Genomic DNA, 25,616 nt, shown 5'->3' with positions numbered 1-25,616 from the left:
ATGCATCCTCCTCGCACCGGGCCGGCAAGAGCCCCGGACGAGGACGCGAACGTTGGGCATCGAGCACATCCCGTTCGTCGGACGGTCGGTCGCGCGCGTCGAGGACGCGGGCCTTCTGTCGGGGCGCGGGCGCTACATCGACGATCTGGGCACGAAGCCGGGCACGCTGCACGCGGCGATCCTGCGCTCGCCCCACGCGCACGCGGACATCCTGGCGATCGACGCCGCCGCCGCGCTGGCTCTGCCGGGCATCGCGGCCGTGTTCACCGGGCGCGACCTCCTCGACATCACCGCGGGCCTCGTCCCCGCCCTGCGCGCGGCCTTGGATGCCCGCGCCGTCGCGGTCGATCGCGTCCGCTACGTCGGCGAGCCGGTCGCCGTCGTCCTAGCGATCGACCGCTACGTCGCCGAGGACGGCTGCGACCTCGTCGAGGTCGCGTACCGGCCGCGTCCGGCCGTGGTCGATCCGCTCGCGGCCCTGGCGCCCGACGCGCCCGTCCTCCACGAAGGCGTCGGCGCGAACCAGGTCAGCGACCGCTCCTTCCGCTACGGCGACCCGGAAGCGGCTTTCGGGCGGGCGAAGCACACCCTCTCGGTGACGGTGCGCTACCCTCGCAACACCGGCTCCCCGATGGAGACCTACGGGGTCGTCGCCGAGTACGACGCCGCCGACGACAGCTACGACGTGCTCGCCAACTTCCAGGGCCCGTTCAGCATCCACGCCGTGGTCGCCCGGGCGCTCAAGGTGCCGGGCAACCGCCTGCGCCTGCGCACGCCCCCCGATTCCGGCGGCAGCTTCGGCGTGAAGCAGGGGGTCGCGCCCTACGCGGTCGTGATCGCGGCGGCCGCCCGCAAGGTCGGCCGTCCGGTGAAATGGGTCGAGGACCGGCTGGAGCATCTCGCCGCCTCGGTCTCGGCCACCAACCGGGTGACCACGCTCACGGCCGCCTTCGACGACGAGGGCCGCGTCGAGGCCCTCGACTGGGATCAGGTCGAGGATTGCGGGGCGTATCTGCGCGCGCCCGAGCCCGCCACCCTCTACCGGATGCACGGCAACATGACCGGCGCCTACGCGATCCGGAACGTGCGGATGCGCAACCGCGTAGTGCTGACCAACAAGACGCCGACCGGGCTGGTGCGCGGCTTCGGCGGCCCGCAGGTCTACTATCCCCTGGAGCGGCTGATGCAGCGCATCGCCGTGACGCTCGGCCTCGACCCGCTGGAGGTGATCCGCCGCAACCTGATCCCGGCCGACGCCTTCCCCTACCGCACGGCGACCGGCGCGCTCTACGATTCCGGGAACTACCAGCACGCCCTCGACGTGGCCGCGCGCGACGGCGGGCTCGACGCCCTCGTCCGCCGCCGCGCCGAGGCCCGCGCCACGGGCCGCCTCTACGGCATCGGCTACACCGCGGCGGTCGAGCCCAGCGTCTCGAACATGGGCTACATCACCACCGTCCTCACCGCGGCCGAGCGCGCCAAGGCCGGGCCGAAGAACGGGGCGCAGGCCACCGCGACCATCACGCTCGATCCGGTCGGCGCGGTGACCGTGCAGGTCGCCTCCGTGCCGCAGGGCCAGGGCCACCGCACCGTGCTGGCGCAGGTGGTGGCCGACGTGTTCGGGATCGGCCTCGACCAGATCCGGGTCACCGCCGACCTCGACACCGCGAAGGACGCGTGGTCGATCGCCTCGGGCAACTATTCGAGCCGCTTCGCCGCTGCGGTGGCCGGCGTGGCGCACCAAGCGGCCGTGCGGCTGCGTGAGAAACTCGCGGCGGTGGCGGCGACCCAGCTCAACCTGCGCGCGGACGACCTCGTCTTCGCCGGGGGCCGCGTCGGATCGCGCACGAACCCGGACGCCTCGCTTCCCTTCGCCCGCGTCGCGGCGACGGCCCACTGGTCGCCGGGCCTCCTGCCCGACATGGACGGCGCGCCGATCCGCGAGACCGCCTTCTGGACGCCCCCGCAGCTCACGGCGCCGGACGAGGCGGACGCGATCAACTCCTCGCTCTGCCACGGCTTCATCTTCGATTTCTGCGCGGTCGAGGTCGATCCGGTCACCGGCAAGATCGCGATCGACCGCTACGTCACCATGCACGATTGCGGGCGGATCCTGCATCCCGGCATGGTCGAGGGGCAGGTGCGCGGCGGCTTCGCGCAGGCGCTCGGCGCGGCGGTCTACGAGGAACTCGCCTACGGCGAGGACGGCGCCTTCCTGTCGGGGACGCTGGCCGACTACCTCCTCCCCACCGCGACCGAGATGCCGGACCTCACGGTCCTGCACGTCGAGAGCCCGTCGCCCTTCACGCCGCTCGGCGCCAAGGGCGTCGGCGAGGGCAATTGCATGTCGACCCCGGTCTGCCTCGCCAACGCGGTGGCGGACGCGCTCGGCCTCGCGGCGATCGACCTGCCGCTGACCCCGGCCAAGCTCGCCGCGCTCGCCGCCGGCCGCGACGAGCCGGCGCCGCCCGCCGGGCAGCGCCCGTCAGCCGCCAAGCCCGGCGACCGCACGATGCGGGGCGAGGGCTCGGCGCTCGTCGCGGCGGCGCCCGAGGCCGTCTGGGCGATGCTGCTCGATCCCGATGTGCTGGCCTCGGTAATCCCGGGGGCGCACGGCGTGCGCAAGTGTTCGGACACGCATTTCACCGCCGAGGTCACCCTCGGCGTCGGACCGGTGAAGGGCCGCTACAAGGCCGACATCCGGCTCTCCGACCTCGACGCCCCGCGCGCGGCGACGCTCGCCGGCACGGTGACCGGCGCGCTCGGCAACGGCGGCGGCTCCGGCCGCATCACCCTGACGCCCGAGGGGCCGGGCACGCGGATCGGCTACGCCTACGAGGCCGCGGTCGGCGGCAAGGTCGCGGCGGTGGGCGGGCGCCTGCTCGACGGCGCCGCCCGCGTGATCATCGGCGGCTTTTTCGCGGCGCTGGCCCGCAGGGCCGGTGGATCCGCGGGCGCACGCGCGAACGCCCCGGGCCTGCTGCGCCGCCTCCTCGCCCGCCTGGGGATCACGCGATGAAGCCCGCCCCCTTCGGCTACCTGCGCGCGGAAAGCCTCGACCAGGCGCTCGACGCGCTCGCGCGGCACGGCGACGAGGCCCGCGTTATGGCGGGCGGCCAGTCCCTCCTGCCCATGCTGAACATGCGGCTGACGAAGCCTGCCCTGCTCGTCGACGTGATGCGGATCGCGGCGCTGCGCGAGCCCGTGCCGGAGCGGGGCGCGCTCGTGATCCCGGCCGGCGTGCGCCAGGCGATCCTGCTCGACCGGCCGGGGCTCGCCGCCGACCTGCCGCTGCTCGCCGCGGCGCTCCCCTGGGTCGGGCATGTCCAGACCCGGGCGCGGGGCACGCTGTGCGGCTCGGTCGCCCATGCCGACCCGAGCGCCGAGATCCCGCTCTGCCTCGTAGCCCTCGAAGGTGAGGTGCGGCTGCGCGCGCGCAAGCGTCGGCGGAGCGTGCGCGCCGAGGACTTCTTCACCGGCATGATGGTCACGGAGCGTGCCGACGATGAGCTGATCGAGGCGGTCAGTTACCCGACCCGGGCGGCGGGGACCGGCTACGCCTTCGCCGAGGTCGGACGCCGCCACGGCGACTTCGCCATCGTAGCCTGCGCGGCGGTCGTGGACGCCCGGCGCATGCGCCTCGCGGTGGGCGGCGTCGCCGACCGGCCAACCGCGCGGGACTTCCCTCTCCTCGACGGCTCCGCCCTCGACGACGCCCTCAACGCCTTCGCCTGGGATCTCGGCGCGGGCGAGGATCTCCACGCCACCGCCCGCTACCGCCGCGACCTCGTGCGCCAGCTCGGTCGCCGCGTGCTGAGCGAGGCGCGACAGGACAGCCTCCGATGCAGCTAGACGCGCATCAGCGCCACCGCGTGCGCTTCACCCTGAACGGCGCGCCCGCCGAGGTCGAGGTCGAGCCGCGCACGCTGCTCACCGACGCCCTCCGCCACGGGCTCGGGCTCACCGGCACCCATGTCGGCTGCGAGCACGGCGTCTGCGGGGCCTGCACGGTCGCGATCGACGGCGTGCCGGCGCGCGCCTGCCTGACGCTGGCGGTCGGGGTCGAGGGCTGCAACCTGCGCACGGTCGAGGGACTGGCCCCCGAGCCCGGACGCCTCGGCGTGCTCCAGGCGGCCTTCCGGCGCCACCACGCCCTGCAATGCGGCTTCTGCACCGCCGGGATCCTGATGTCGCTCGACGCCTACCTGCGCCTGCGTCCGCGGGCCGGGCGCGCGGAGCTCACGGAAGTCGTCGGCGGCCATCTCTGCCGCTGCACCGGCTACGCCTCGATCCTCGCGGCGGCGCTTGAGGCCGCCGCCATCCTGCGCGGCGAGGACCCGTCCGACCCCGCGACCCGAGAGGCGACCGACGCGGAGAAGCCCCATGCTTGACCTCGGCACCAGCTTTCTCGCGAGCGTCTCGCGGGACCCGCACGCGCTCGCCATGGTGGACGGCGAGACCCGCCTGACCTACGCGGCCTGGTACGCGCGGATCTCCGACACGGTGGCCGGGCTCGACCGCCTCGGCCTCAAGCCCGGCGACCACCTTGTCACCGTGCTGCAGAACCGCCTGGAGGCGGCGACGCTGCACTGGGCCTGCCAGTTCGCCGGCCTCGTGCTGACGCCGATCAACTGGCGCGCCAAGCCCGACGAGATCGACTTCGCGATCGAGAATTCCGACGCCCGGGCACTCGCCTACGAGGAGGTCTCGGCAGCCGCCGTGCGGGCGAGCGCCGCCGCCAGGAGCCTGCCGCGCATCGCTGTCGGCCACGGCACGGGCTCGGGGACAATTCCTTTCGCGGATCTCGCGCGGCCCGGGGCGCCGCCGGTCCGGCCCCGCGTCGGCGCGGAGGCCACCTCGCTGATGCTCTACACCTCGGGCACCACGGCCAAGCCGAAGGGCGTGCCCCGCCGCCACCGCGCGGAGCGCGCCGCCGCGCTCGCCCATGTGGCGCAGAACCTCTACGCGCGCGGCGAGCGGACGCTCGGCGTCATGCCGCTCTACCACACGATGGGCGTGCGCTCGCTCATCGCCATGTCGCTGATCGGCGGAGCCTTCGTCTGCCTGCCGCGCTTCGACGTGGCCGGGGCGCTCCGCCTGATCGCGGCCGAGCGGGTCACGAACCTCTACCTCGTGCCGACCCTCTACCACGACCTCGTGCACCATCCGGATTTCGCCCGGACCGACACCGCCTCGGTGCGCAAGCTCGGCTTCGCCGGCGCGCCGATGACCGACGGCCTGCTCGCGAGACTTACCGAGGCGTTCCGGCCCGACCTCTTCGTCAACCATTACGGCTCGTCGGAGGTCTACACCTTCACGATCAACCAGGACGCCGCGAAGAAGCCCGGATCCGCGGGCCGCGCCGGCCTCAATACCCTGGTGCGCGTGGTGCCGCTCGGCGCCGCCGATCCGGAGGCGACCGCCGCCCCCGGCGAGGAGGGCGAGATCGCGGTGATCGCCAGCGGCGACGAGGCCTTCGAGGGTTACTGGCGCCGCCCCGAGGCGGACGCGAAGGCGTTCCGCGGCGGCTGGTACTTCACCGGCGACACGGGCTTCGCGGATGCCGACGGCGACATCTTCGTCACGGGCCGGGTCGACGACATGATCATCACCGGCGGCGAGAACGTCTCGCCGGTCGAGATCGAGAGTTGCCTCTCACTGCACCCCGCGGTCTCCGAGGTGGCGGTGGTCGGCCTGCCCGACGAGCGCTGGGGCAAGCGCGTCACCGCCTTCGTCAAGCGCCGCGACGGCACCGACGGCCCCGCCCTCGACGCCCATTGCCGCGCGGCCGGCCTGCCGAGTCACAAGCTGCCCCGCGCCTACGTCTTCGTGGGCGACATCCCGAAATCACCCGTGGGCAAGCTGCTCCGCCGCCAGCTCGTGGCCGGCGAGTACCAGCCCGAGGCCGCGGGCGAGCCGGCCGCCGCCTGACGAGGCCCGCCCTCCCCTATCCCCTTCCGAGCAGAGAGCGCCGATGACCGACGATCCCCGCCTGACGAACCTCGACGGATTTCGCGTCGAGATCGACCCCGCCCGCGAGCGCGCCGACGTGATCCTGAACCGGCCGCCGATGAACGTGATTGCGATGCCCCAGCGCGACGAGATCCGGAAGGTCTTCGAGGCGCTCGACGAGGATCCGCGCGTGCGCGTGATCGTGCTGCGGGCCGAAGGCGAGCACTTCTCTTCGGGCGGCTACATCAAGGGCTTCCTGGAGGCCTCGCCCGAGCACGTCTCGAAGCTCGCCTGGAACATCGCCGCGCCCGCGCGCTGCACCAAGCCGGTGATCGCGGCCAACCGCGGCTACACCTTCGGGGTCGGCTTCGAGATCTCGCTCGCCTGCGATTTCCGCATCGTCTCCGAGACCTGCCGCTACGCGCTCCCCGAGCAGAAGCTCGGCCAGATCCCGGGATCGGGCGGCTCAGCCCGCCTGCAGAAGATCGTCGGCATCACCCGCACCAAGGACATCGTGATGCGCTCGAAGCGCATCCCGGGCCGGCAGGCGCTCGACTGGGGCATCGCCACCGAGTGCGTGGCCGACGCGGACCTCGAGACGGCGGTCGACGCGCTGGTGGAGGAACTGCGCGCCTTCTCGCCGATCGCCCAGCGCACCGCCAAGAAGCTCCTCAACGACACCGAGGATTCGAGCCTCGCGATCGCCATCGAGCTCGAGGGCCACTGCTACAGCCGCCTGCGCCAGGCGGACGACTTCCGCGAGGGCGTCGAGGCCTTCCACGAGAAGCGCCAGCCGAAGTTCAGCGGCCGCTAGAGCCGCCCGCCGAGGGACGCCGGGGAACGACCGCCGCGCCGGCATCAAGACCGGCGGGCGGCATAGGGGCGGGCTCGCGCGGGCCAAGAGGGAGAAGAGACATGGACGCCACCACGACGCTGGCCGCCCCCGCGGCCCTGCCCAAGCCGACCACGCGCCAGACGGCGACCGCCGCGCTCGCCTCGCTGTTCGGCTGGGGCCTCGACCTGTTCGACCTGTTCATCCTGCTCTACGTGGCGCCGGTCGTCGGGACCCTGTTCTTCCCGGCCGACAAGCCGATGCTGTCGCTGGCCGGCGCCTACGCCTCCTTCGCGGTGACGCTGCTGATCCGGCCGCTGGGCTCGGCGCTGTTCGGCACCTATGCGGATCGCTTCGGGCGCCGCCGCGCCCTGATGGTGGCGGTCATGGGCGTCGGCCTCTCGACGGCCGCCTTCGGCCTCCTGCCGACCGTCGGCCAGATCGGCTGGGCCGCCACCGCGATCTTCCTCGTCTTCCGGCTGATCCAGGGCATCTTCGTGGGCGGCGTGGTCGCGGCCTCGCACACGATCGGCACCGAGTCGGTGCCCGAGCGCTGGCGCGGCCTGATGTCGGGCTCCGTCGGCGGCGGCGGCGCGGCGATCGGCAGCCTGCTCGCCTCGCTCGTCTTCTCCGTGGTCTCTCTGCTGGCGCCCGGCGAGGCCTTCGCGGCCTGGGGCTGGCGGGTGATGTTCTTCTCCGGCCTCATCACCTCGGTGGTCGGACTTATCCTGTTCCGCAATCTCGAGGAATCACCGATCTTCCGGCAGCTCCAGGCCGCGAAGGCGGCCCGCCGGGCCGACGCCATGGCGCCCGTCTCGCCGGTGCGGGCCCTGTTCTCCGCCGAGCACGGCCGCAGCTTCCTGCTCGCCTCGCTGCTCTCCTTCGGCGGCGGCGCGGCCTACTACCTGACCTTGGGCTATCTCCCGACCGTACTGAAGCTCGTGAACGGCCTGCCCAACGCCACCGCCTCGATGATGCTGATCGGCGCGAGCCTCGCCGCCGCGGTCGGCGCATGCGGCCTGGGCGAGCTGAGTCAGCATATCGGCCGCAAGCGATGCTTCCTTCTGATGGGCGCGGTGCGGCTCGTCGCCTTCCCGGTGCTGTTCCTGGCGCTCGGACGCGCCACGGACGTCCTCGAGATCGGGCTCTACGCCATGCTCCTCGCCTTCGTGGCGAACGGCAGCTACGGCCCGCTGCTGATCTTCCTCAACGAGACCTTCCCGACGGCCCTGCGGGCCACCGGCACTGGCTTGAGCTGGAATATCGGCTTCGCGCTGGGCGGCATGCTGCCCACGCTCGTCTCGCTCACAGCCGACGGGCCGGGGCAGATCACGCTGGTGCTGGCGATCTTCTCGACCCTGGTGACGGTCGCCTACCTGATCGGCGCGATGCTGATGCCGGAGACGCGGGGCAACCTCGATCGCGGGTGAAGGCGAGATGGCGGGCGCGATGTCGGACAACGCGTTCTGGGACTCCGCCCTCGATCTCGACGGATGGGCGGGCGCGGCACCTGCCGGATGGGCGCCTCCGGCGATCCCGGGGCAATGGTCGGCCCGGCCGGCCTCATCGTCGGAATCGAAGGATTGACGGTGGCGGACGCCTCCGTCATGCCGCGGCTGCCGAGCGCCAACACCAATGTCCCGACCCAGATGATCGCCGAGAAGATCGCCGATGACCTTCGAGCCGCCTGAGGCCGAAGGATCCGCCTCGGGCTTTCTCCACCTCGGTGCGCAGCGTCTCGAGTATCGGCGCACCCTGCTGCGCTCCGTGCACTCGTGCACGATCGTGCTCCTCCACGAGGGCCTTGGTTCTGCCGCGGGCTGGTGGCCGTTCGCCGACGCGCTCGCCGAGGCTGCAGGATGCCCGGTCTTCGCCTATTCCCGCGCGGGCTATGGGCGATCGAGCCCGGCCGCTCTGCCCCGCTCCATCCACTACCTGGAGCGCGAGGCGGAGCTTCTCCCGCGCGTGCTCGACGCGGCCGGAATCCGTGACTGCGTTCTCGTCGGCCACTCGGACGGTGCGACGATCGCCGCCCTCGCGGCGGCCGCCGGAGAGCCACGCATCCGGGGAGCGACCCTGATCGCGCCGCACGTCGTTGTGGAGGCCCTCACGCTCGCCGGCGTCCGACGCGCCGTGACGGCCTTCGAGACGGGCGACCTCAGGCGACGCCTGGCCGCGCAGCATCTGGATGTGGACGGCGCCTTCCGCGGATGGAGCGATGCGTGGCTCGATCCCCAGCGGGGCGCCTGGGATGTTCGGGCGGCCCTGCGGGACCTGACCGTGCCTCTCCTGCTCATACAGGGCGCGAAGGATCGCTACGGCACGGCGTTGCAGATCAATGCCGTGGCCCAGTCCTGCCCTCATGTGGAGGTTCATTACCTGGGCGAGCTGAGTCATGCTCCCCAGGAACAGGATCCCGCAGGCACTCTGGCTATGATTTTAGATTTCTTCCTCAAGCACAAAATACTGTAACTGCGTTTAATTGATCGAGCTGCGCGGCTGCTCCGGCCTCGGAAACCGCGGCAGCGCGCGCGTGCGCCGATACAGCTCGTTGCGCACAGAAGGGCAGAGATCTGAATGAAATCGACGTCGGCTCTCAGAATCGACCCTGACAAGCACACTGGTCCGCGCCGAGCGCACGTTTCTCGGCCTCCTGAACATTGAGGAAAAATGGGTGCAACACCTCGCGTGTGTTTCACGGACGGATAATCGGCGCGGACGAGTTCGGTGAGCAGGGTCCGCGCGCCCTATTCATCGTAGCCATTCGTCAAGGCTCTGCGATCAGCCGAAGATTATAGCCTGGCGGCTTCGTCCGCTCGATCGCCGCAGCCACCCGCACCACGTCGAACTCACCGAGGCTGCGACCGACAATCTGCAGCCCGACCGGCATTCCGTCAGAGGCGATTCCCGCGCAGACGGAGGCAGCGGGCTGGCCGGTGAGGTTGAAGGGGTAGGTGTAGAAGGCCCAGGAGACGAGGCTGCGGTCCTCCAGCCCGTCCGGGATGTTCCGGCCTGCCTCCAGGGACGAGATCGGCAATGTCGGCGATAGAAGGACATCGTACCCGGTGAAGAAGCGGGCCATCCGGTCCCGCAGCGCGTAGCGCGCGAAGACGGTCTCGTAATAGGCGCGCATCTCCTGGCCGAGGGCGGCATCCAGCACGTCGGCGACGGCCGGATCCAGGAGATCGCGGCGGCCTTCGAGGACGCCGCGCAGGCGTGTGCCGATCCCCGCGTAGAACTCGGCGGTCCAGAGGTCGGCCGGATCGGACTCGAAGACGGTCTCAACCTCTTCCACGACCGCACCCTGGTCTGCCAGAGCCATCGCGGCGGCGCGCGCGATGGCGGCGACGTCCGCGCTCGGCCGCGCGTAGCCGAGCGTCGCGCTCCAGGCGACACGCAGGCCGGCGATAGAGGCCCGTGCCGCCCCCAGAAGGTCGGGCATGGGGCCGGCCACCGCGAAGGGATCGCGCGGGTCGTGGCCGGCGACCGCGATCGTCAGCAGAGCGGCGTCGGCCACGTTGCGCGCGAGCGCGCCGACATGGGCGAGCGTCGGCGTCGCCGAGGTCGGCCAGACCGGCACGCGGCCGAACTGCGCCTTGAGGCCGACGAGGCCGGTGAGCGCGGCCGGGATGCGAAGCGAACCGCCGCCGTCGGTGCCCAGCCCGAAGGGCGTGATGCCGGCCGCAACCGACGCGGCCGCGCCGGCGCTCGATCCGCCCGGTGTCTTCGTCGGGTCCCAGGGGTGGCGGGTGATGCCGGTGAGCGGCGAGTCGCCCACGGGCTTGGCCCCGAACTCGCTCGTCGTGGTCTTGCCGATGATGACGGCGCCCGCGGCGCGCAGGCGCTCGACGGACGGGGCGTCTGCGGCGGCGACGGTGCCCGCCATGGCCCGCGAGCCCGAGGCGTAGGGCTGACCGCCCACCGCGATCAGGTCCTTCACCGAGACCGGCAGGCCGTGGAGCAGGCCGAGCGGCGCGCCCCGCATCACCGCCTCCTCGGCGCGCCGGGCGGCCGCCAGGGCTTCCTCCGGCATCAGGTGGCAGAAGGCGTTGAGCGTGGCCTGGCTCGCCTCGGCCCGCGCGAGCGCGCGCTCGGTCAGCTCCACCGGCGACACCGCGCGCGTCGCGATCAGGCGCCGCAAGTCGAGCGCGGTCATGAAGTCGAGGTCGCGCGTCATCGCTCCGCTCTTCCTGAATCGGGGTGCGGCGCCCCACGGGACGCCGCGGTCGCGTCAGTCGTTGACGATGGCGAAGGCGCGCACCGGCGAGCCGGAGCCGCCCTTGAACTTCAGCGGTGCGCCGAAGAACTGCACCTCGCCCTTGCCGAGCAGCTCCTCGAGGTTCACCAGCCACTCCCAGTGGCTCATGCCGAGGTCGCGGCAGAGACGGTGCTGGGCGAAGATGTTGTCGCTCGGCTTGTCGGTCGAGGGGCCCTCGACGCCGTGCATCCGCGAGCCGCGCGCGTGCAGCCACTGCGTCGCCTCGGCGGTGAGCAGCGGATTCTTCCAAACCGAGTCGAGGCCCGGATAGTTGCGGGCGTGGAAGCCGGTGCAGAGCAGGACGATGTGCCCGTCGACCTTGACTCCGCTCTGGGCCTCGGCCGCTTCCATGTCGGCGACGGTGATGTCACCGAGGTCGGGGATGTGGCGCAGGTCGAAGCAGACGGCCTTGCCCATGAACAGGTCCAGCGGCATCTCGTCGACGGGCTGGCCGTTCGGGTTCACGTGCAGGAAGGCGTCCACGTGGGTGCCGACATGGTCGAGCATCGCGATGAAGTTCGTCTGGAAGGTCATCGCATCGCCCGGCACGCCGAGGTTCAGGGCGGCCGAACTCTCGTGGCTGAGATGCGTGGTGATCACCGGCCGCTGAAAGAGCTTGTGGGCCGGCATGTTGTCCTCGATCAGGAGGCTCAGGTCGACGACGCGCTGGGGCATGGCGGGTCCTTATCGGGCGTGGGAGACCGTTCGCGGCACTGGAGGGTGCCGCGCCGGATCGGGTCTTCGGGGATGCCGCTCTCAGGCGGCTTTCTTCTTGCCGAGGAAGGCCTCCATGACCTCCGGGTCGCGGGCGATGAGCCCGCTCGGGCCGTCCCGCACCACGCGCCCCTGCGCCACCACGTAGGCGTGGTCGGCGATGGCGAGCGCGTAGGCCGCGAGCTGCTCGACGAGAAGAATGGTGAGGCCCTGGCGGTTGAGGTCGCGCAGGACGCCGATCAACTGCTCGACCACGCGGGGCGCGAGGCCGAGGGAGAGTTCGTCGATCACGAGGAGGTCGGGCTCGGCCATCAGGCCGCGGGCGATGGCGAGCATCTGCTGCTCGCCGCCCGACAGGCTGCCGGCGGGCTGGCGCACCCGCTCGCGCAGGCGCGGGAACAGGGCGAGCGCCCGCTCCAGGGTGGCCTGCGCCCGCGCGGTCTTCAGGCCGCCATGCGCGTAGGCCCCGAGGATCAGGTTGTCCTCGACGGTCTGGTCGGGGAAGATCAGGCGGCCCTCGGGCACCATGGCGAGGCCGCGGGCCACCTTGGCGTGTGCCGGCAGCCGCGTGACCTCCTCGCCCTTGAACAGGACACGGCCGCCGCTCGGCCGCACGAGGCCGGTGAGGCCGCGCATCAGCGAGGTCTTGCCGGCCCCGTTGTTGCCGATCACGGCGACGAGCTGACCGCGCGGGACGGTGAGGCTCGCGCCGCGGAGCGCCGTCGCCGCGCCGTAGCGGACTTCCAGGTTCTCGACCGCAAGAAGGATATCGCTCATCACGCGGCCTCCGCATCGAGGATGGCGGAGGGGCCGCCGAAATAGGCCTCGATTACCCGCGGATCCGCCTGCACCACCTCCGGACGGTCGCTCGCGATGATCTGGCCGTAATCGAGAACCGTCACGGTGTCGGCGACCGCCATGATCAGGTCGACATGGTGCTCGATGAGCAGCACCGAGACCCCGAGCCCGGCGATCTTCCGAATCATCGCCTCCAGCTCGTCGATCTCCTGCGTGGTCAGGCCTGCGGCGGGCTCGTCGAGGAGCAGCAGGCGCGGACGCGTGGCGAGCGCGCGGGCGATCTCCAGACGGCGCTGGTGGCCGAAGGGCAGGAAGCGCGCCTGCTCGTTGGCCGCGTCCGTGAGGCCCACGAAGTCGAGCAGACCGATCGCGGCGGCGCGGCAGGCGGCCTCCTCGCGCCGGAAGCGGGGCGTGCGCAGAATCGTGCCGGGCAAGCCGTAGCGGAGATGGCTGAAGCCGCCCACCATGACGTTCTCCAGCACGCTCATCTGCCCGAACAGCTCGGTGTTCTGGAAGGTGCGGGCGAGGCCGAGCCGCGAGACGGCGTGGACCTTCAGGCCGGCGAGGTCGGTCCCGTCGAAGTGCACGCCCCCCTCGCTCGGCCGGTAGAAGCCCGAGATCGTGTTGACGAAGGTCGACTTGCCGGCCCCGTTCGGGCCGATCAGGGCATGGATCTCGCCCGGGGCGACCCGAACGCTCGCGGCGGAGAGTGCCGTCAGCCCACCGAAGCGCACGGTGAGACCGTCGGTCTCCAGGCCGGCCGGCGCGCGGCCCGCCAGGATCTCGGCGGCGGGCGTGCCCTCGGCCGGGGGAACACCGCGCGGACCGGGGCGCAGGCGGGCGTAGAGCTGGCCCAATGTGCCGAGGATGCCGCCCGGCAGGCCGAACATCACGGCGAGCAGCAGGGCGCCGTAGGCGAATTTCTGCCATTCGGCGAAGCTCTGCAGCACCTCCGGCAGGTAGGTCAGGATGAAGGCGCCGACGACCGGCCCGAAGGTCGAGGCCGCGCCGCCCAGGATCACCATCAGCAGGAAGCGGACGGAATCCGAGAAGGTGAAGATGTCGGGCGAGATGTAGGCGTTGAGGAAGGCGTAGAAGCTGCCTGCGATCCCCGCCGTCAACGCCGCAACCGCGAAGGCGAGCGTGCGGATTCCCGTGGCGCCGATGCCCAGGCTGCGCGCGGCCGTCTCGCTCTGGGCGACCGCCAGCATCGCGCGGCCGTAGCCCGAGTGCTTCAGGTTGTGCGCCGCCAGCGTGGCGAGAAAGAGGGTGATCGCGAGCACCGCGTAGAAGGCGTAGCCCGAGAGCGGGTAGCCGAGGATGTTCGGGCCCGGGATGCCGGTGAGCCCCGTGGTGCCGCCGGTGAGGCCCTGCCACTCGATGGCGACGTTCTCGACGATCAGGCCGAAGGCGATCGTCACCACCGCGAGGTAGACGCCCCGCACCCGCACGCTCGGATAGGCGAGCGCGGCGCCGAACAGCCCGGCGACGAGGGCCGCGCCGAGGCTGGCGAGCACGAGGTCGAGGCCGAGCCGGATCGCCAGGATCGCCCCCGTATAGGCGCCGAGCGCGAAGAGGCCGGCCTGACCGAGGGAGACGAGGCCGGTGAGCCCGACCAGGACGTTCAGGCCGACCGCGATCACGCCGTAGATCAGGAACAGCATGAACAGGCGCAGCTCGTACTCGTTGCCGGAGGTCATCGGCACGACGAGGAGGACGGTCGCGAGCAGCGCGAAGCCGAGGATGTGGAGGGTCCTCATACCTTGAAGATCTCCCGGCGGCCGAACAGGCCCTGAGGAAAGGCGAGGAGCACGAGGATCATCGCGCTGAAGCCGACGATCTCGCGCGCCGCGGTCGAGACGTAGCCCTCGACGAACTTTTCCATGACGCCGAAGGCGAGGCCGGCGAGCACCACGCCGGGCCCGCTGGTGATGCCGCCTATGATGGCGACCGCGAACCCCTTCAGCCCGAGCAGCACGCCCATGCTGGCGGAGGCCTGGATCACGGGCGCGACGAGGACGCCCGCGCCCGCGCCGAGCAGGGCCGCGAGACCGAAGGAGAACATCACGATCCGATCGACATCGATGCCCATCAGGGCCGCCGCCTGCCGGCTGTGGGCGACCGCCTGCATCGCCCGCCCGACGAGCGTATGCCGCTGCATCAGGTGGAGGCCCGTCATCGCCAGCACGGCGACCGCCGGGATGATCAGTTCCTGCAGATAGACGCCCGCGCCCAGGATCGAGATCGCCCCGCCAACGCCCGGCGAGGGCAAGGGTCGCGAGAAGCCGCCGAACTGCATTGTGGCGAGCGATTCCGCCATGATCCCGACCGCGATCGTGGTGAGCATCCAGCCGATCGAGGCGTTCGCGCCGATAAACGGCCGGACCGCGAAGCGCTCCAGGAGGACGCCGAACAGGGCGCCTGCCAGGATCGCCAGCAGGCAGGCGAGCGGCAGCGGCAGGCCGGCGTCGAGGCCCATCACGGCGAGCACGGCGCCGATCATCAGCGTGTCGCCGTGGGCGAAGTTCACGGCCTTGGCGGCCGACCACATGATGTAGAAGCCGAGCGCGACGAGGGCGTAGATGCCCCCGATCGCGAGGCCCGAGAGAGTGTATTGCAGGGCGGTCGTCATGGCTGCCGCGGCGGGGCTCCCAGTGCGAAGCGGGCGGGTCGTTCAGCGGAGGCAGGGCGCGGTCCGGCCCGGTGAGGGGAGGATTCGGGCGAACCGCGCCCTGCCCCTCCCCGCTGGGGAGGGCGTGAGAGGCGCGTGCGCGCCTCCAATTCGCGTTCTCAGTTCGACTTGCCGTAGGGCGTCTGGGCGATCGGCAGGAGCTTGCCGTCGGACCAGACGGTCAGCTTGTAGTCGCGCGGCAGAATCGCGTCCTGACGCTCGGGATCGGCGGCGTCGAAGGCCGGGTCGTACTTGGCGACCAACCCGTCGTGGCGGACCTGGTAGAGCGCCTCGCGGACCTTCTTCCAATCGTAGGCGCCGGCCTTCTCGATCGCCTGGGCCACGATGTGGACGGCGTCGTAGGCGTTGGCGATGCCCGAACCCATCTTGATCTGCGACGGGTCCTTCAGGCCGTACTTCGCCTGGATCTTCTGCCAGAGCGCCTGACCCTTGGGATCGAGGTCGCCCATGAAACTGTAGGTCTGCACGACCTCGACGCCGTTGGCGAGCGGGCCGGCGAGCTCGCCGAGATTGCCGGCGATGCCCCAGGCGCCGATGATGGTGGGCTTGTAGCCGACCTTGTCCATCGAGCGGACGAGCTGGTTACCCTCGCGGTCGAGAGCCCAGAACAGGGCGACGTCGGCGCCGGCATCGCGCGCGCGGATCGCCTGCGCGGTCATGTCCTGGTCGTTCCAGTTGAAGGTCTCGGTGGCGACCAGCTCCTTGCCCGCCTTGGCGACGGCGGCCTTGACGTCCGGCACCGCGCCGTTGCCCCAGCCGGTATTCTCGTAGAAGAACGCGATCTTGCCGGTCTTCGAGACCTTGGCGGCCTGCTCGACCAGGAAGCGGGCGACCCATTTGTCCTTGGCCGAGACCCGGAACATATAGTTCGGGCTGCGGCCGTTCTCGATCGCCTGGGTATTGGCGGCGAGCACGCCGACGAAGGGGATCCCGATGGCGTGCACCGGCTCGACCTGCGCCACCGAGACGGTCGAGTGATAGCCGCCCAGAATCACCACGCACTTGTCGGCGAGCGCGATGCGGCGGGTGTTGTCGACGCCGCGCGGCGGCGCGCCCGCATCGTCGTACTGGACGAAGCGCAGCGTCTTGCCGAGCACACCGCCCCGGGCGTTGATTTCCTCGATGGCGATCTCGGCCCCCATCTTGATCGCCTGACCGCCGAAGGCCGCAGGACCCGTGATCGCGGCCGAATTGCCGATGCAGGGTTCCTGCTGCGCCAGTGCGGAACCGGGCACGGTGAAAGCCAGGGGCGCGGCCAGGACGAGGCGGCGCAAATACTTGTGCGCTTCCATGCGATGGGCTCCAATATCCCGATGATGGCCCGGGTTAGGTCCCGATGCTCGATCGACGAGCCTCAGGCTACGCAGCCAATACAGGGGCCCGCAAAGACCAATTTCCGATACGAGACATCGGAAAATCCTATGCGCCTAGATCATAGGCGGGATCCGACGCGGTGTTCAGGCGTCAACACACTGCGATACAATCACAATTATTGACGCAATGCACATAGCTTGCGCAGATTGCCCAGGCCTAGAGCAGTTTGACATGCTCGTAGCGTTGCAACGATCCTGGTGTGCGCCTTGAGTAGGATCGCCATGGATCTTCGTCAGCTTCGATATTTCGCGCAGATCGCGGAGAGCGGAAACGTGTCGCGGGCCGCCGAGGTGCTGCGGATCGCCCAGCCCTCACTCAGCCAGCAGATGCGCAACCTCGAGGACGAACTCGGCGTGGCCCTGCTGTTCCGGCACGCCCGAGGGGTGACGCCCACGGAACTCGGGCTCAAGTTCTACGAGCACGCGCGGCGCATCCTGCAGGAGGTCGAGCGCGCCAAGGAGGTCGTGCGCTCGCAGGCGACGAGCCCGAGCGGGCGCATCTCGGTCGGACTGCCGACCTCGGCCTGCCGCGGCCTGTCCCTGCCGCTCCACCGAACGATGGCGGAGGCGCTGCCCAACATCGGCCTGCACATCGTCGAGGCGATGAGCGGAACGCTGGACGAGTGGATCCAGTCCGGACGTCTCGACGTCGCGCTGCTCTACGACCACAAGGCGTTCGAGCACGTGGCCTGGACCGAGATGATGGTCGAGGACCTGATGTTCGTCGTACCCGCCTCGCACTCGCTGGCCGCGCGGCACGAGATCGCGTTCGGCGAGGTCTTCCGGCAGGCGCTTCCCGTGGTGCTACCCGGGCGGCCGAACGTCCTGCGCACCGTGATCGAGCAGCTCGCGGCGCGCCACGACATCACGCCGCTGGCCTCCGACTGCGAGAGCCTGCCAGCGATCGCGGAACTCGTGCGCGCCCAAGCCTTCGCGGCGATCATGCCGCATTTCGCCCTCGCCGCGGAGATCGAGCGCGGCGAGATGGTCGCCATACCGATCGTCGATCCGACGCCCTCTTGGCGGCTCTCGGTCGTTGTCTCGCAGCGGACCCTGAATGCCCGAGGCAGCGAGGCTGTCGCGGAAGTTCTGGCGGGCGTGATCGGAGACCTCGTCGAGCGCTCGATCTGGCGCGCCCGCCTCAAGCCGACGGAGCGCCCCGCCCCCGTGCGGGTGCGCGCATAAGAGACTGAGACCGCATGACCGATTTCGACCTCGCCATCCGGGGCGGCACGCTGGTGACCGCCACCGATACGCTCCGCGCCGATCTCGGCATCCGCGACGGGCGCATCGCGGCCGTGGCCGAGCGGATCACCGACGCCGCGCGCACGCTCGACGCGTCGGGCCTCCTCGTGCTCCCCGGCGGCATCGACAGCCACGTCCACATCGCGCAGGCCTCGGGGCCCGGCATCGTCATGGCGGACGATTTCGCCTCGGCGACGCGTGCCGCGGCCGCCGGCGGAAACACCTGCGTGATGCCCTTCGCCCTGCAGCCGCGCGGCGCGTCCCTGCGGGAGGCCACCCACGCCTACCGGGCGCTAGCCGAGGGGCAGTGCCACATCGACGTGGCCATCCACCTCATCGTCTCGGACCCGACGCCCGCCGTGCTCGGCCAGGAGCTGCCCGCGCTGATCTCCGAGGGCTACACCTCGTTCAAGGTCTTCATGACCTACGACGACCTCGTCCTGAACGACCGCCAGATCCTCGACGTGTTCGATCTCGCCCGCCGCGAGGGCGCGCGCGTGATGGTCCATGCGGAGGGCTACGACACCATCCGGTACATGACCGAGAAGCTGGAGCGCGCCGGCCAGACCGCGCCCTACGGCCACGCCCTGTCGCGGCCCGAGCTGGTGGAGCGTGAGGCGGCACACCGGGCGATCGCCCACGCGGAGCTGGTGGATCTCCCCATCGTCATCGTGCACGTCTCGGGCGAGCAGGCCATGGAGCAGATCGCCTGGGCCCGCGCCCGCGGCCTGAAGATCCACGCCGAGACCTGCCCGCAATACCTCACGCTGACGGCCGAGGACCTGAAGGGCCGCGGCAATTCCGATCCGATGGCGGGCGCGAAATACGTCTGCTCGCCCCCGCCCCGCGACGGCGCGAGCCAGGCCGCGATCTGGCGCGGGCTGGAGACAGGGGTGTTCGAGATCGTTTCCTCGGACCATTGCCCGTTCCGCTACGACGACCCGAGCGGCAAGCTGAACCCGCGGGCAAAGGAGTCCTTCCGCTACGTGCCCAACGGCATCCCGGGCATCGAGACGCGTCTGCCAATCCTGTTCTCGGAAGGCGTCTCGACCGGGCGGATCTCCCTGAACCGTTTCGTGGAACTCACCGCCACGAACCACGCCAAGCTCTACGGCCTCTACCCGCGCAAGGGTTCCATCGGCGTGGGGTTCGACGCAGATCTTACGCTCTGGGACCCCAACCGCCGCGAGACGATCACCCAGGCGAGGCTGCACCACGGCGCGGACTACACGCCCTGGGAGGGATTTTCGGTGACGGGCTGGCCGATCATGACAATCGCGCGCGGCACGGTGGTTGCCGAAGACGGCCGGGTCACGGGGGACTTGGCTCGGGGCCGGGTGATCGACCGAACGGTGCAGGCCGATCCGCCCCTCACTTGGCGCGTCTGACTGGGCATCTGCATCAAGAGAAGCATGGGCATTGTAATGATCTGTCAGACTGCAAACGAATGCTGAAGTAAGCGCTGTATCTCACCCCCGTTCGAGCGATGAGTAAGCTTTGATCGCCAATTCGGCACTATGGGGTCAGAGTGCAGCTGGAAGCGCCGCTGGCGGGTGGGGCATAGCAGGGCAGGATGAGGCTGGCAGGCAGCTGGCCGTCGATGGCCCGCCCCACGGCAGGCATGCTCGGGGATGACGGCCGACTGCCGTCACGACGGCGCACACCAAGGCACCTACGCCACCGCTCTCGACGCCTGTCAGGGCCGCGTGCAGGCCAGCTTCGCCAGCTCGTGGGCGGACTTCCTCGGCCCGGAAGTCGCGGGGATGGGCGACGACTTCGACCGGAAGCCGCGCGCTGGCGTGCATCTGAGCGAGATGCAGCTCGGTTTGGTTCAACTCGCGGTCCGTGCCGACACCGCGCGGCTCACGCGCGGTGCTCGCTCGGTTCCGGAGGGCGGGCCGAAGCCGTCAACCGGCCGCGCGAAGCGGCTGCCGGGCGAGCCTGATCGCCTCGGGGATCCGCTCGATCAATCCGCCCACCTCCTGCGCCGGGCGCGCCGGGCTGTACAGGAAACCCTGGACGGAGTCGCAGCGCCGCGCCCTGAGAAGCTCCGCCTGCTGCTCCGTCTCGACGCCCTCGACCGTCACGTCGATGCCGAGATCGCGCGCGATGATCATGATCGCCTTGACCACGCTGAGACATTCCGGACGGCTGCTCAGCTCGCGCACGAAGGCGCGATCGATCTTGATCTTGTCGACGGGGAACTGCGTCAGGTAGCTCAGCGACGAGTAGCCGGTTCCGAAATCGTCGAGCACGATGCGCACGCCGAGCGCCCGAAGAGCGCTGAGGTTCTCGAGGACGTGCGGGGTGCTGGCGAGGAAGATCGACTCCGTGATCTCGATCTCAAGGCGCCCGGGGGCGAGCCCGGTCTCGGCGAGAGCCTGCTCGACCTCCCGGAAGAAGCCGGCGAGCCGGAAGTGTATCGACGATATGTTGACGGCGACGCGCAGGGGCGGCGGCCAAGTGAGCGCCTCGGCGCAGGCCTGCCGCAGGGCCCAGCGCCCGATCGTGATGATGAACCCGGTGCTCTCGGCGATCGGGATCATCTCGGCGGGCGAGACGGGACCGTGACCGGGCCGCATCCAGCGCAGGAGCGCCTCACAGCCGACCACCTGACCGTCCTCCAGTCGCACGAGGGGCTGGTAGTGCAGCTCCATCTCGCCGTCCGCGAGCCCGGCACGCATGGCGCCGTCGAGCTCGCGCCAGCGCTGGACGCGCTGCTCCAATTGGTGATCGAAGCATTGCCAACGACCTTTGCCGGCCTCCTTGGCACTGTAGAGCGCGAGATCGGCCTTGCGCAGCAGATCCTCCGGGCTCGTCGCGTCGCGCGGTGCGCGCGCGATACCGATGCTGACGCCGATCTCCGCCCGGACCCCGTCGATGAGGTAGGGCTCGCGCAGGGCCGCGACGATCGCGTCGGCCGCCACTTCCGCCTGCGCCGAGTCCCTGCCGCGATGCAGGACGGCGAACTCGTCTCCACCGAGGCGGAACACCTGCGCGTCTGCGACGATCACGGCCTGCAACCGCGCGGCAACCTCGGATAGAAGCGCGTCGCCCGCGGCGTGACCGGCCGTGTCGTTGACTTTCTTGAATCCGTCGAGATCGAGATAGAGGAGGCTGACGAGCGCGCCTTCCGTGTCCAGGGCCGCGCAGGCCTTCGAGGCGGTCTCGTGGAACGCGACCCGGTTCGAGAGGCCCGTGACGGGATCGCGGGTCGCCAGGAAGGCGATGCGGGCCTGGGCCTCGCGGCTCTGCGTGACGTCCGAGCCGACGCCGCGGAAACCCGCGAAGTGGCCGCGCTGATCGAGGAACGGTTTCCCGCTCAGCTGGAGCCAGCGCATGCCGGTCGCGGTCTCGATCTCTACCAACTGCTCACGGAAGGGCCTGCCCGCGCGGAGCTGTTCGAGCAGTTCGACGTTCCGGCCCGCCTCCCTGCGCAGGCCCACCTGCTGCGCGAGCAGTGCCGGGAACGATCTGCGTTGCAGCAGCTCGATCGGACAGCCTAAAGCCTCCGCCATCCGCGCCGAGACGTGCTGGAAGCCGCCCGCGGCGTCGGTCTCCCAGAGCCAGTCGCTGGCGTTCTCCTCGAACTCGTTGAGCAGCAGGCCGATAGTCTCGCTCTGATCCTCGACGCGCACCCGGTCCAGGATGCGCTGGCGGGACAGGCGGCTCATCCGGCTCACGCTCAGCACCACGAAGGTCGCGTAGACGAGGAGCAGCACCGCGATGCTCATCGCGATCGGCTCGCCGCTTCGTGCCAGCCCGGCGAAGCTGCCGACGATGACCGGCACAACGAAGAGGTAGGAGACAGACAGGAGCGGACCGACGACGTAGGCGTCCGAGATCAGGCCCGCCGCGATGGCGACGACGAGCAGCCGCTCGTCGCTGCTGGCTGGCGCGAACAGCACGATCGGCATGGTCGCCCAGGCGAGGCCGAGGGCGTAGGCGAGCGCGCCGGACACCCGGTAGCCGCGCGCGACGCCAACCTCCGACACCGCCGCCGTATAGGTGCGCCGGTAGAGGCGGTTCGTGTAGATCGTCGCCACGATCACCACGGCCACGACGGCGAGCAGACAGAGCAGATAGGAGCGCGGCGCCGAATCCCAGAAGAAATACGCCACCGCGACAGCGATGATCAGGTGCGTCACAGCGGAGTAGTTCGCGAGCTTCAAGGTCTCGTCGAGAAGGCCCGCCCTGACCTGCAGACGGTAGCGATCGGGCAGATCCTCAACGGTGTCGATGCCGCGAGCGCGATCGACCAGAGAGGTCGACGCGCCACCGGGCAGCGGCGCGGGCTCGAGCATGCCGCGGGGTCCGGATGCAAGGTCAGCGGACATGACGCGGGACGACCTTCATCTTGATGCCGCCCTTCGGCCGAAGCGTCACGCGGAACTGAGCGGCCGGCATTTCGGCCCGGACCGGAACGAAGCGGAATGCGGGCAGCAGGGTCGCCAGGATGACCAGGCACTCGGTCAGCGCGAGGCCCATGCCGATGCAGATGCGCGGCCCCGCCCCGAAGGGAAGATAGGCGTAGCGGTCGCGGCCGGCGGCACGCTCCGGCGCGAACCGGTCCGGATCGAAGACATCCGGCGTGTCCCAGAGGAGCCGGTGCCTGTGCAGGGCGTAGACGGGCACGTGAACCGACTCGCCGGCCGGCACCGTGATATCGCCGAAGCGCAGATCGGCCGCCGCGCGCCGCACGATCAGCGGGGCCGGCGGGTAGAGGCGCATCACCTCGAGCAGGACCTGCCGCGTATAGGTGAGCCTCTCGACGGCAGCCGGGTCGGCGGCCGGATCCACGCCGAGGCCGGAGGCCTCCTCGATCACGCGTCGCTCGATCTCCGGGTGTTCCGCCAGGATTCGCAGGGTCCAGGCCAGGACCAAAGCCGTCGTCTCGTGGCCGGCCGCGACGAAGGTCAGCAGGTTGTCGACGAGGCTCGTGTCGCCAAGCGGTTGGTCCGTCTCCGGATCCCGTGCCTGCAGGAGCAGGCCCAGAAGGTCGTCCCCGGGCTCGCCGCGCGCACGGCGCCGGGCAATTGTCCGGGAAACTTCGCCGCGCAGGTAGGTGGCCGCCCGCGCGCCCGCCCGTGCGCCGGGATGGGGGACCCAGTCCGGCGCGTCCAGCATCGAGAGCGCGACCTTCCAGCTCGTCTGGCCGAGATAGGTCTCGACCGCGCGTCCGAACGGCTCGACCGCCAATTGGTCGTCGCCCGAGATCATGGTCGCGATGATGACGTCGAAGGTCGTGCGCATCATCTCGGCGGAGATGTCCCGCACAGTTCCCGCAGGACTGCCGGCCTCCCACCGCCTGCGGGTGGCCTGGGCGGCGCGCGCCATCGCGGGCACGAAGCCCTGCACGCGGTCGGGGCGGAACATCGGAGCGGCCGTGCGGCGCTGCGCGCGCCAGTGCGGACCGTCCGCGGTGAGGATACCGGACCCGAGCGCCGGCACGAGCGCCCGCATCATGAAGGTCTCGCGCGCGAGCGATGCCGCCTGATCGACCATCAGGCTGCGGATATGCGCGGGGTCGCACACAAAGGTCGTGCGCTGGCCGAGGAAGCGCGTGGTCACGAGCGGCTGCCTGTAGACCTGCTCGGGCCACGCCTCGATCAGGCTCCGCAGCATCGTGGCGAGCAGGGCGGGCAGCGCGACAGCCTCGGCGAGCGCGTCACGGTAGGAGAGCCCGCCCGGTTGGCAGACCCGAAATGTTCCCGCATACGGCATACCAAAGGCCTCCCAGGCAGACGATCCGAGCAACCGGTTAACGTTTTTCACACTTGGCCGGTGAACTCGTCAGCAAGTGTGCAGGATACGCGCCCAGGTCGTTAGGTTATCTGACGAAATATTGCCGTCCTGCTAAGCGAATCGAACACCGAGCGGGGATTCGCCACGACCGCTCCTGAACGCGCGCTGTGACACACTTTGTCACGAAAGGGCGACCGCTGAGCCAAACGACCCGGCTACGGAAAACCGGACGCCGTGGCCGACGATCGGTCGAGCGGCAACGCAATGCCCACGCTGGGGATGACCCGATGAAGAGCCCGCTCGCCGCGATCCCGGGTGCGGCGATCCTGACGCTGTTCCTCGCGCTGGTTCTGGCGCTCGGAAGCGGGTTCGCCCGCGCCCACGAGGGACACAGCCACGGGGACGAGGCCCCGGCAGCGCCTGTCGCGACGGCGCCGCGGGGCGCGTCGAGCAGCAGCGCGCTCGAACTGGTGGCGGTGGCTCGGAACGGAGCCCTCACGGTCTTCATCGACCGGCACGACACGAACGAGCCAGTGACCGACGCGGTGGTGCGGGCCGAGATGCCGGACGGCGCCGCCACGGCGGAGGCGATGCCGGACGGCAGCTACCGGCTCGACGCGCACTGGAGCGAGCGCCCGGGCGAGCACGAGGTTCTGTTCGAGGTGGCGCGCGGGGGTGAATCCGAGATTTTTCCGGTCACGCTCACCGTCGAGGCCGGCGCCGCGCCCGGGCCCGCAGGCGGATTCGCGGCCTGGTCGGCCGGCCTCGCGGTCGCCCACGATTTCCGCCGCCACATCGCGGAGGCCGACCCCCTGCCCTTGCTGATCGGCGGCTCCGGCTTCGTGCTCGGCATCGCCGCGACGCTGCTGATGCGCGGGCGGGGCCGAGGACCGGCGCTCGCCGTGCTCGTGACAGCGACGGTGCTGCTCGCCGGGAACGCCGCGCTCGGCGCCGAGACGCCTACCCCACCGGGCGCATTCCTGGCCGCGGCGCCGGCCCCGAGCCAGGATCTCGCCCGACGCATGGCGGACGGGTCGGTCTTCGTGCCGAAGCCCACCCAGCGCGTCCTTACGGTGCGCACCCTGGTCACCGCCTCCGACATGCTCGGGCGCACGAGCGAGCTGCCCGGCCGCATCATCGCCGACCCGAACGGCAGCGGCGTCGTGCAGTCCTCGGTCGGCGGCCGACTGTCGCCGCCGCCCTCCGGCCTGTTCCCGCGGCTCGGCTCTCGGGTCGAGAAGGGCGAGGTGCTGGCCTACGTCACGCCGCCCGTCCAGGCGGTCGACATGTCCGACATGCGCCAGCGCCAGGGCGAACTCGACCAGCAGATCGCCATCGTGGAGCGCCGGGTCGAGCGCTTCCGCAAGCTCGCCCCCGGCGGCGCGGTCTCGTTGGTCCAGCTCGACGAGGCCCAGGCCGAGCTGAAAGGGCTGACTGACCGCCGCACCGCCCTCGACAACATCCGGCTTCAGCCCGAGGCCCTGACGGCGCCGGTCTCGGGCGTGATCGCCGAGGCGAACGCGGTCGCCGGCCAGATGGCGAGCCCGGGCGTGCAGGTCTTCCAGATTGTCGATCCGGCCCGGCTCTGGGTCGAGGCCCTGAGCTTCAACGCGCGGGTCGGCACCCGGGACGCCACGGCGCGCCTAGCGGACGGGCAGGTCCTGCGCCTGCGCTACATGGGCGCGGGGCTGGCCGACCGCAGCCAGGCGGTGCCGATCCAGTTCGCCGTCGAGAACCCGCCGTCGGAGCTGCGCACGGGCCAGTTCGTCACCGTGCTGGCCACGACGGAAGCCAGCCAGCAGGGCCTCGCCCTGCCGCGCACCAGCGTCGTGCGCGGCTCGAACGGCCAGAGCATCGTCTACGAGCACACGGCGCCCGAGCAGTTCCAGCCGCGCCAGGTCCAAGTCGAACCCCTCGACGCCGCCCGCGTCCTCGTGGTCTTCGGCATCGGTCCCGGCAAGCGGGTGGTGACGCAAGGGGCCGAACTCCTCAACCAGATCCGCTGAG

18 protein-coding genes and 2 pseudogenes are annotated in these 25,616 nt (G+C 70.7%); 12 read left to right on the top strand and 8 right to left on the bottom strand.

Annotated features, from left to right (window positions below):
- The first annotated feature begins 52 nt into the window (after nucleotides 1-52).
- The 8 genes and pseudogenes from DK427_RS10990 (at nucleotide 53) to DK427_RS10955 (ending at nucleotide 9,256) form a co-directional block, all read left to right on the top strand.
- Nucleotides 53-3,019, top strand: a complete 2,967-nt coding sequence (locus DK427_RS10990; RefSeq protein WP_109951294.1) for a xanthine dehydrogenase family protein molybdopterin-binding subunit — start codon at nucleotides 53-55, stop codon at nucleotides 3,017-3,019.
- On the top strand, nucleotides 3,016-3,852 hold the full coding sequence (locus DK427_RS10985) for an FAD binding domain-containing protein (RefSeq protein WP_109951293.1): 837 nt from the start codon (nucleotides 3,016-3,018) through the stop codon (nucleotides 3,850-3,852). The genes DK427_RS10990 and DK427_RS10985 overlap by 4 nt, the downstream gene beginning before the upstream one ends.
- The gene (locus tag DK427_RS10980; RefSeq protein ID WP_109951292.1) at nucleotides 3,843-4,391 is read left to right on the top strand and encodes a (2Fe-2S)-binding protein; all 549 of its coding nucleotides are present in this window, start codon (nucleotides 3,843-3,845) and stop codon (nucleotides 4,389-4,391) included. Before DK427_RS10985 ends, DK427_RS10980 begins: the two co-directional genes overlap by 10 nt.
- Nucleotides 4,384-5,931 (top strand): AMP-binding protein, encoded by a 1,548-nt coding sequence (locus DK427_RS10975; protein WP_109951291.1) that lies wholly within the window; start codon nucleotides 4,384-4,386, stop codon nucleotides 5,929-5,931. The genes DK427_RS10980 and DK427_RS10975 overlap by 8 nt, the downstream gene beginning before the upstream one ends.
- A gap of 43 nt (nucleotides 5,932-5,974) precedes the next feature.
- Nucleotides 5,975-6,766 (top strand): enoyl-CoA hydratase/isomerase family protein, encoded by a 792-nt coding sequence (locus DK427_RS10970; RefSeq protein ID WP_109951290.1) that lies wholly within the window; start codon nucleotides 5,975-5,977, stop codon nucleotides 6,764-6,766.
- Between the two features lie 101 nt (nucleotides 6,767-6,867).
- Nucleotides 6,868-8,214 carry an MFS transporter gene (locus DK427_RS10965; RefSeq protein WP_109951289.1) on the top strand — a complete coding sequence of 449 codons (1,347 nt, stop codon included), beginning with the start codon at nucleotides 6,868-6,870 and terminating at the stop codon, nucleotides 8,212-8,214.
- 75 nt (nucleotides 8,215-8,289) lie between these two features.
- Nucleotides 8,290-8,457 (top strand): annotated as a pseudogene (locus DK427_RS10960) (GMC oxidoreductase); the annotation flags it as partial.
- On the top strand, nucleotides 8,456-9,256 hold the full coding sequence (locus tag DK427_RS10955; protein WP_109951287.1) for an alpha/beta fold hydrolase: 801 nt from the start codon (nucleotides 8,456-8,458) through the stop codon (nucleotides 9,254-9,256). The pseudogene DK427_RS10960 and the gene DK427_RS10955, both read left to right, overlap by 2 nt.
- Nucleotides 9,257-9,551: 295 nt before the next feature.
- On the opposite strand, the gene DK427_RS10950 is transcribed toward DK427_RS10955, so the two are convergent.
- The 6 genes from DK427_RS10950 to DK427_RS10925 form a co-directional block, all read right to left on the bottom strand.
- On the bottom strand, nucleotides 9,552-10,961 hold the full coding sequence (locus DK427_RS10950; RefSeq protein ID WP_109951286.1) for an amidase family protein: 1,410 nt from the start codon (nucleotides 10,959-10,961) through the stop codon (nucleotides 9,552-9,554).
- A 54-nt stretch (nucleotides 10,962-11,015) separates the two neighbouring features.
- Nucleotides 11,016-11,717 carry a cyclase family protein gene (locus tag DK427_RS10945; RefSeq protein WP_109951285.1) on the bottom strand — a complete coding sequence of 234 codons (702 nt, stop codon included), beginning with the start codon at nucleotides 11,715-11,717 and terminating at the stop codon, nucleotides 11,016-11,018.
- Nucleotides 11,718-11,798: 81 nt separating this feature from the next.
- Entirely contained in the window at nucleotides 11,799-12,533 is a 735-nt protein-coding gene (locus tag DK427_RS10940) for an ABC transporter ATP-binding protein (protein ID WP_109951284.1), read from the bottom strand.
- Nucleotides 12,533-14,314 carry a branched-chain amino acid ABC transporter ATP-binding protein/permease gene (locus DK427_RS10935; protein WP_109951283.1) on the bottom strand — a complete coding sequence of 594 codons (1,782 nt, stop codon included), beginning with the start codon at nucleotides 14,312-14,314 and terminating at the stop codon, nucleotides 12,533-12,535. The genes DK427_RS10940 and DK427_RS10935 overlap by 1 nt, the downstream gene beginning before the upstream one ends.
- Nucleotides 14,311-15,186 (bottom strand): branched-chain amino acid ABC transporter permease, encoded by an 876-nt coding sequence (locus DK427_RS10930; RefSeq protein WP_109951282.1) that lies wholly within the window; start codon nucleotides 15,184-15,186, stop codon nucleotides 14,311-14,313. Before DK427_RS10930 ends, DK427_RS10935 begins: the two co-directional genes overlap by 4 nt.
- Before the next feature lie 158 nt (nucleotides 15,187-15,344).
- Nucleotides 15,345-16,538, bottom strand: coding sequence for an ABC transporter substrate-binding protein (locus DK427_RS10925; RefSeq protein ID WP_109951281.1), 1,194 nt, complete (start codon nucleotides 16,536-16,538; stop codon nucleotides 15,345-15,347).
- A gap of 303 nt (nucleotides 16,539-16,841) precedes the next feature.
- Here DK427_RS10925 and DK427_RS10920 point away from each other — a divergent pair, with 303 nt between their 5' ends.
- The 3 genes and pseudogenes from DK427_RS10920 to bcsS form a co-directional block, all read left to right on the top strand.
- Complete coding sequence (locus tag DK427_RS10920) at nucleotides 16,842-17,804, top strand: LysR family transcriptional regulator (protein ID WP_109951280.1); 963 nt, start codon at nucleotides 16,842-16,844, stop codon at nucleotides 17,802-17,804.
- Nucleotides 17,805-17,818: 14 nt separating this feature from the next.
- Nucleotides 17,819-19,252, top strand: a complete 1,434-nt coding sequence (hydA, locus tag DK427_RS10915) for a dihydropyrimidinase (protein ID WP_109951279.1) — start codon at nucleotides 17,819-17,821, stop codon at nucleotides 19,250-19,252.
- 243 nt (nucleotides 19,253-19,495) lie between these two features.
- Nucleotides 19,496-19,705 (top strand): annotated as a pseudogene (gene bcsS / locus DK427_RS27525) (cellulose biosynthesis protein BcsS); the annotation flags it as partial.
- 66 nt (nucleotides 19,706-19,771) lie between these two features.
- Here bcsS and DK427_RS10905 read toward each other — a convergent pair.
- A complete protein-coding gene (locus DK427_RS10905) occupies nucleotides 19,772-22,168 on the bottom strand; it encodes a putative bifunctional diguanylate cyclase/phosphodiesterase (protein WP_245930886.1) in 2,397 nt (798 codons plus the stop codon).
- Between the two features lie 22 nt (nucleotides 22,169-22,190).
- Nucleotides 22,191-23,588 (bottom strand): cytochrome P450, encoded by a 1,398-nt coding sequence (locus DK427_RS10900; RefSeq protein WP_109951277.1) that lies wholly within the window; start codon nucleotides 23,586-23,588, stop codon nucleotides 22,191-22,193.
- Between the two features lie 308 nt (nucleotides 23,589-23,896).
- Here DK427_RS10900 and DK427_RS10895 point away from each other — a divergent pair, with 308 nt between their 5' ends.
- Nucleotides 23,897-25,615, top strand: coding sequence for an efflux RND transporter periplasmic adaptor subunit (locus tag DK427_RS10895; protein WP_109951276.1), 1,719 nt, complete (start codon nucleotides 23,897-23,899; stop codon nucleotides 25,613-25,615).
- Nucleotide 25,616: the final 1 nt, after the last annotated feature.

This window comes from Methylobacterium radiodurans (genome assembly GCF_003173735.1).
Taxonomy (GTDB): domain Bacteria; phylum Pseudomonadota; class Alphaproteobacteria; order Rhizobiales; family Beijerinckiaceae; genus Methylobacterium; species Methylobacterium radiodurans.
This window is presented reverse-complemented; position numbering and strand designations above follow the sequence as displayed.